Here is a 4,063-nt window from a genome sequence, read left to right on the forward strand (position 1 = left end):
TAAACCAATGAATATCTTTGGAATAGTTAAGGCATCTTGTAATTGCATAATCTTCGTTTTTAGTAACTCTAAGTTATGCTTTTACATAGATGCTATGAGGGATTTGGGCAATTGGCTTAATAGGAAGTTGGTTTTGTATTTGGGATTAATTGGCAAATCCGAAAATAGGGCTTAATTTAGTCCAAAACTGCCTGTAGCGCGGGAACGTCAGGCTGTGAAAAAACCTCCTTTTTCTATTAAAACCTTCAAATTTTACGATGCAATAATTCAAATAAAGTCTTCTGAGAAGGCTCTTTTTTTAGGTTGTAAATTTTATTGGATAAAAATTGTACGTTGTATTCAGCTTTAAATACCCCGTTTTTAGTAAAAACAAGACTTTTGCCTTGTAGGGTGAGTTCCATTTTTTGAGTTTGGCAATCAAATCAGGAACGCCCCGGATATTGATACTGCGTTTGATATTGTAAACCAGCATAATCAAACTGTGTTCTCCATTTACTTTTTCTAATCCCGTTAAATTGGTGTGGTTGTAGCCCCATTGTCGCTTGATGGTTCCAAAGATATGCTCGTTAATCTCCTGTCGCTTGCGGTAGAGTTGCGCATTTGCATGGTAGCGCTTGTTGTTTTCTTCAACGGCATCGGCATATTGACTTCGGTCTATTTCCCGCCCTGCTGCCCTGCTGGTACATAAAAACTTGACAGGACATTCTTTGCATTTGGAGCTTCGGTATTTTTTAAACTCATAGCTGTCTTTTAGGCTACTTTTCTTGTGCCATTTCCCTGTTGTATGAAGCGTTTCGCCTTGTGGACAAGTGTAGGTGTCAGTGGTTTGATCGTATTTAAATTGGGCTACTAAATAATTGGCAGTTGTGCCATTTTCGTTACTTTTTCCTTGTTCGGGTTGCGCTACAATTGTGGTGATATTGGCAAGCTTGCAGATTTCTATATGCTTCCCGTTATGGTAGCCCTTATCAACCAAAGCCGTGTAGGTATCAATGCCCAGATTCTCTTTGACCTCAATAGCAATGGCCGACAAGGCACTACGATCGTTCTTGTTGATGGTATGTGTGGCCACGACAAGATTATGTTTAGCATCGACTGCGGCTTGAATATTAAACGAAATTTCAACTACTTGCCCCTGAACCAGTAATGCTCTGGCATCATTGTCGGTAGTGCTTATTTGGGGCTGGCCACTTTCTTTTAATTTTTCTTCCAGCAGCTCATAACGCAATTTGTTTCCTTTCAATCGGTCTAACTTTTGTTGGATATTTTGGATTACAGCTGGGTTATCTTTGGCATCATTTTCTTCCAGAGCGTTTAGGTATTCTTGGGTTTTAGTTTCAATATAAGCTAGGTGCTTGTCGATTTTCTTTTGATTGAAATTGGCTTTCTTGCTATTGTGCGCACGGCTTTTGGTACCGTCGATAGCAATGGTTTCGCATCCTATCAAATCAGCATCTTTAAGGAATAAAACAAAGAGTTTGAACAAGTTCTTCAAAGCAATGGGATTGTCTTTTCTAAAATCTGAGATGCTGTGGTAATTGGGACGAATGTCTTCTAAAAGCCATTGCATTTCCATGTTTCTGAAACATTCCTTTTCTAGATCTCGACCACTTCTGACTCCGTTGAGATAACCGTATAAATAGATCTTTAGAAACACTTTACTATTGAAACTCGGGCGACCTTCGGTCTTAAGCGTTTTTACAGCAAAATTGAGTTTAGAAATGTGAATATATTCGACAAAGGCATCTATAAATCGCACCTGATTATCGGGACTTATACTATCTTCTAAACTTGAAAAACGCATTTGTTGACGGGAAATACCTGTGATATGTTGCATTCTTAAAAATACGAAAAATCTTCTTTTTATACAAGTATTTTGTTATATTTGATGATAATACAACAGAAGTTTTTTTACAGACTGACGTTAGATGTTAATTAAAAAAACACTACTCAACTTCAACTATGAAAAAAATAATCATTTTACCTTTATTGAATATTTCACTATTTGCATTTTCTCAAAACATATGCGAAATAGATTCTGTTTCTATTATAATGTGTAATTCGTTAATAAATTCAGGATATATCAAAAATGATACTTTACGAATTAGCTCTTTATATCAAGAGCAACTAAATCCATATTTAAAAACTTTAGAAAGTTCAAAAGCTGAAAAATTTGGTGAGTTGTTATATTACAGGCTGCAAAGAAATTGCGTAGAATTTAGAGAGTTACTCGACCGTTTAGAACCTCCAAAAGAAAGTGTTATTAGAAAAACAATAAAACCAATTTCCAAATTGACAAAAAAGCAAATTGGAAATTTCAAGAAACAAGTGAACTTTAAATATTTTGAAGCAAGTGGCGATATAACTTTATCTAATATGGAAAATGGATAGATAATTTTGCAGATAAAACTTATTCAAAACTCGATTACAATTGGATTAGCAATACCGAATTTGAACTAATCTTTATTGAAAGTAATAACGAAACTAGAAGCGGTTTTAGCATTGCAGGCGATAAGCTTGTTTATAATGTTATTTCCAAAGAAGCAGATTATTATTTAGTGAGTGTAAATATTCCCGGTCAAAAAGAATTTGAAGAATTCAAGTTGTATATTAATTAATAAAATCACCTACCGCGCTGATATGCCACAATCGTTCGCGCAGTTTTTCAAACTGTGTCCATAATGTGCAGATAATATAAATAACACAAAAACTATGAATACATTAAAATTAGGATGGACAGGCCTTGGCAACATGGGAAACCCAATGGTTATGAACCTACTCAAAGCAGGTTTTGAAGTATCCGTTTTCAATCGTAACAAAGATAAAGAAGCGCCATTACTGGCTGCGGGAGCAAAATCAGCAAGCAGTTTGCAAGAACTAATGGAAACTTGTGACGTTGTTTTGACCATGTTATCCAACGACGCGGCTGTCAAAGAAGTTTTTGAGGGACCAACAGGTTTATTGTCTGCAGCATCTGCTGGAAAAACCATCATCAATATGAGTACCGTTGCTCCTGAAACTTCTCGTTATTTAAACACGATTTGCAAACAACATCACGTACATTTCATAGAAGCTCCCGTATCTGGAAGCGTAAAACCGGCACAAGACGGAACTTTGGTTATTCTTGAGGGAGCTTCGAGTGAAGATTACGAATTAGCCAAACCGATATTTGACGTTTTGGGTAAAATTGCGATTCACGTAGGCGAACCTGGCGTGGCAAGTTCAGCTAAATTAGCCATCAATTACTTATTGGGATTGAACCTTCAAGGAATAGCCGAAACGGTTTTATTTGCCGAGAAAAACGGCGTAAGCAAAGAGGACATGCTCAACATCATCAATCAAGGCGCTTGTGGCAACGGCATTACGAATATCAAAACACCTTCCATACTCAACGATTCTTATCCAGCAGCATTTGCGTTGAAACATCTGGTTAAAGATTTAAGACTGGCCAAAGAAGCCGGACTTAATTCCCCGTTGATTCATCCTTTGTACGATAGTTATGCTGCAGCAGAAGAAGAAGGATTAGGCGATCAAGATGTTATGGCGATTATTAGCAGTTTAAAAAATAAGTAGTATCCGGAATTTTTATGAAAACCATTATACCACTTCCTTCTCTCGTGTAAACCGCAATAGCATGCTTTTTATCTTTTTCATTAAATTGTAAGAAAAATTAGTGTACTTTAGGAGCTATAAAAATTTTCGCAAATCCACCCAAATATTGGATGCTTTGCGAAAGTTTGTTTTGGTTATAAAGAAGTTGGCAGAAATGCAACCGAACCGACTAAAACTAACTACCAATAGTCAAATATCTGTTGTAGATTTAGACAAATTTCAAAAAACAAGGATTTCAATATATAGTAATTACTTTTATTAAAATGAAAAAATTAAATCCTTCAATAAAACATCATTTACTAATCGGAATTTTTATCACTGTTTGGTTTTTCATTTTCGCTTTTTTTATTAGGCCATTTGACGATGGAACAATAAGTTTAAATGTATGGATTCTTATAAGTGTTGGATTTAGCCTAATTTCATTTCTATGCTATGGATTAATTGCTATAAT

At 35.7% G+C, this 4,063-nt stretch carries 3 protein-coding genes and 1 pseudogene; 3 read left to right on the forward strand and 1 reads right to left on the reverse strand.

Annotated features, from left to right (window positions below; genetic code table 11):
• Nucleotides 1–298: 298 nt before the first annotated feature.
• Entirely contained in the window at nucleotides 299–1,837 is a 1,539-nt protein-coding gene (locus ACP7AV_RS17030; protein ID WP_426092990.1) for an IS1182 family transposase, read from the reverse strand.
• Nucleotides 1,838–1,962: 125 nt separating this feature from the next.
• On the opposite strand from ACP7AV_RS17030, the gene ACP7AV_RS17035 reads away from it, so the two are divergent.
• The 3 genes and pseudogenes from ACP7AV_RS17035 to ACP7AV_RS17045 form a co-directional block, all read left to right on the forward strand.
• On the forward strand, nucleotides 1,963–2,391 hold the full coding sequence (locus tag ACP7AV_RS17035; RefSeq protein WP_426092991.1) for a hypothetical protein: 429 nt from the start codon (nucleotides 1,963–1,965) through the stop codon (nucleotides 2,389–2,391).
• Between the two features lie 321 nt (nucleotides 2,392–2,712).
• Nucleotides 2,713–3,573, forward strand: a complete 861-nt coding sequence (locus ACP7AV_RS17040; RefSeq protein WP_426092992.1) for an NAD(P)-dependent oxidoreductase — start codon at nucleotides 2,713–2,715, stop codon at nucleotides 3,571–3,573.
• A 302-nt stretch (nucleotides 3,574–3,875) separates the two neighbouring features.
• Nucleotides 3,876–4,063, forward strand: a pseudogene (locus ACP7AV_RS17045) (LytTR family DNA-binding domain-containing protein); the annotation flags it as partial.

The organism is Flavobacterium sp. DSR3-2, from assembly GCF_049896525.1.
In the GTDB taxonomy this organism is placed as follows: Bacteria; Bacteroidota; Bacteroidia; order Flavobacteriales; family Flavobacteriaceae; genus Flavobacterium.